1 protein-coding gene and 3 pseudogenes are annotated in these 2,978 nt (G+C 54.1%); 3 read left to right on the top strand and 1 reads right to left on the bottom strand.

Annotation, left to right across the window (positions count from 1 at the left end; all coding sequences use genetic code 11):
* Nucleotides 1-295 precede the first annotated feature (295 nt).
* The 3 genes and pseudogenes from ASF49_RS23175 to ASF49_RS24250 form a co-directional block, all read left to right on the top strand.
* Nucleotides 296-1,957 (top strand): glycosyl hydrolase family 28-related protein, encoded by a 1,662-nt coding sequence (locus tag ASF49_RS23175; RefSeq protein ID WP_082511332.1) that lies wholly within the window; start codon nucleotides 296-298, stop codon nucleotides 1,955-1,957.
* 55 nt (nucleotides 1,958-2,012) lie between these two features.
* Nucleotides 2,013-2,293 (top strand): annotated as a pseudogene (locus tag ASF49_RS23170) (helix-turn-helix domain-containing protein); the annotation flags it as partial.
* Nucleotides 2,288-2,398, top strand: a pseudogene (locus ASF49_RS24250) (IS630 family transposase); the annotation flags it as partial. The pseudogenes ASF49_RS23170 and ASF49_RS24250, both read left to right, overlap by 6 nt.
* Before the next feature lie 109 nt (nucleotides 2,399-2,507).
* Here the strand turns inward: ASF49_RS24250 and ASF49_RS23165 are convergent.
* Nucleotides 2,508-2,815: pseudogene (locus ASF49_RS23165) on the bottom strand (IS5/IS1182 family transposase); the annotation flags it as partial.
* Nucleotides 2,816-2,978: the final 163 nt, after the last annotated feature.

The following is a 2,978-nucleotide window of genomic DNA, read 5'->3' as shown; positions in this document are numbered from 1 at the left end:
AACCGAACCGAGCGGCTCAGGGCCGTCCGCTCGTCCTGCCATCGTCACGCGACCGACGATGCATTAAGTTCGAACCTGGGCCACCGAACGGGGGCAGGCACCGGGACCAAGCAATCCTTCAATAGGCTCGTAGGGCTACCTGCCTTGAAGCAATCATAAAACAGCGATGACATCGACTCGTCGACTGCTGATAGGTTGCTGGTCGGCTTAAATGCCGAGATCTGATAGACCACCTGCTTAGGTAGTCATCTTGTTCTGGACCTATAATATTTTTTAACCAACCCAGGAGACAAGAATGCACCGACCCGTGTTGGCTTTCACCATGTGTCTCTACACTTTCGGATCGACCCATGCATTCGCCCACGTGATGAAATATCCTCAGATAAACGATGAATTTCAGCTCTTCCTGTCCAACGATCGGAAGTTCGCACGAAAACGGGGTGATCAATCCATCCGGCTGTCAAATGCTGTAAAACTTCAAGACGCGGGCTTGACTAGCGGTACTGAAGGAAAATTAGGCAGCACAAAATTCAAAATTAGTATAGATAAAAAAATAAATGATATTATACGAGCTGTCGACTATGGAGTAGTGTGCGATGGTACAACCAACGACTCAGCGGCTAGTGCGCGAGCAATTGCGGCTGCCACCGGCCGCACACTTGTCTTCCCTCGCGGGACCTGTCTAGTCGACACATTATACTATGCGCCTTCCCCACAAAAGCCGATTACAATAAAAGGTGAGGGTCGAGGCGCAACTATTATCCGTAAATTTTCGGCAAGCGCAGCTAGTATTATACAACTCGGTAAAAATCCTTCGACGGGGCCATACTATGACATACGTCTTGAAGGGTTGACGTTCGACGGACTCGACAAATCTGTCACATCCACTGCAGTCCTTGGGTATGATCTTTGGCGCATCACTTTTCGAGACGTCGAAGTACGAAACGCGAAGGTTGGCATCGAATGCAATGGATGTATCTATGTTTATCTCGATAATATACTTGCTACATTAAATGAAACGGGTTTGAGATTTCGACAACTTGTGTCTTCAGGCCATGGCAACACCCCGCCCAACCTTATTCAAGTACAGGCGTCTCAACTTGTTCGAAATTCATTATTGGGCATCGATTTCGACGATGGTGCACTTTTGAGCGTGCGCGGAAGCAGCGTCGAGTACAATGGAACCATCCCCGGGATAGTGGACAGCGGCGGTATTCTCGCAGGTCAAAATCTTGGCCGCCACAATATTGGCACCCACGTTCCCGGCCTTCTTGTCAGCGAAAGTTGGTTTGAGGGAAACTTGGGTGAAGCAAACATCATCCAAAAAAGCGGTCGTGGTGCCTATCGAGACAACTTATTTTGGTCTTCTCCTGCGGAGACAACCTATGATTTTAAGATCACGGGTGGAGTGTACGAGATCTCTAACAATTCCATGGCCGCGCCTTCTAAGCAGAACGTACTTAACGCAGCGGGAGTGTCTGCAGGAAATATAATCATTGGGACAAGCCTGTCCACCCTCACAGTAGATCGAGAGAAGACAACCATCGTGAGGTCTCAGGGACAAGGCGCGCGCTACCGCCTGGACGCCCAGATCATTCCGAACAACCATACGGCGCTAGCTTCGTGGACCACCGCCACTTTCGACCCTCAGGCACTACGGTCGAACGCCAACAATCTATGCGTGCCCTCAGGTTTCGATCGCGCTCGCGTCACTGCTGGTCTAGGCTGGAACTACAATGGCACAGGAATCCGTCAGATTTCTATTTTGAAAAACGGTGTTGAAGTTTCAGTGACATCAATGCCCGGTCTTGGATTCAACTTCCAAAATGTCGACAGTGGGCTTATTAACGTAGCCGGTGGAGATTGCTTTTCAGTAGGATTGTACCAGAATTCAGGGAAGCCTCTTTCTGTTGTAACAAATCAAGGAGATTTTTTCTCTCTTGAATTGTTACGCTAGTGTAGTGACGCCGACGATGGATTCACGGCTGGGATGAGGCGTGTGAGGATGGGCATTGGCTCAGACCGTCTGCGTGCTTCCCAATGCGTCCGACTCGGCCGGCTCTCTGCGATTGCAGAGGATCGATCGCGCCTGCTCAAGCATATTCAACGTGCCCGCATCGTTCTCCTCTCGGCCGAGCGCCTGAGTGTCCAAGACGTGGCCCGGCGGGCGGGAGCCGTCCGGCCGTGTGGCGCTGGCAGCAGCGCTACGCCGATGTAGGGTGTCGAAGGGCTGCTGCGCGACAAGACGTGCCCACCTGGCACGCCACCCCATTCGACCGAAACGGTGGCCGAGAGAACCGTCGTGCGACTGTGGTCAGCCATCGGACGCCTCGCCGGCACCGTCACACCCAACGAGTGCGCCAACTTCTTCGCCGCTGCAGGATACGAACCAAATTAAACCGAAACCGCTGTAGCGGCGCATGCCACAGGAAGCGCTTGGCCAACTTTTCGTCCTCGGAGCTGGGCGGACGGCCGCTTCCGCCCCCAACGCGTCCTTTGCCGCCCGAGTCGTCCCCACTCAGTCCGCTGACGACCATGACGTCGGCCTGCTCCTCGCAGGCCCAGCCGAGTTGGCGCGAAGAGTGCATACCGGAGCTATTAACATAGCGTGGGAGCGCGCCAGCATGTCAAGAAGGAAATGCGGGTATCCACGCTGCCCCCAGTGTAGGTGTCGAGAATGGCCGAGAGGTCGAGCGCCTCTCGCACAGTATCGTCCACAGAAGTGCGCCATCTGCCCGGGTGGCACGAACTCGTGAAGCGAAGGCGGCAGAAGCCATCCCAGATCGATGTCCCAGGAGCGAAACACCTTGGCCACGCGACGAGTGAATCACCCTTGAATCTGCCGTCGAGGCGCAACTAAACGGTGAAGAAGTCGTGCGATGCTGAGACAACGACCTCGTTGAGGCCGAAGCCGACGATATCGGCACGGCCATCTCCCGTGACATCCGCCAGTTCGCGAGGGAAGCGATCCGCGCTGG

The sequence above is a fragment of the Methylobacterium sp. Leaf104 genome (assembly GCF_001422885.1).
Taxonomy (GTDB): domain Bacteria; phylum Pseudomonadota; class Alphaproteobacteria; order Rhizobiales; family Beijerinckiaceae; genus Methylobacterium.
This window is presented reverse-complemented; position numbering and strand designations above follow the sequence as displayed.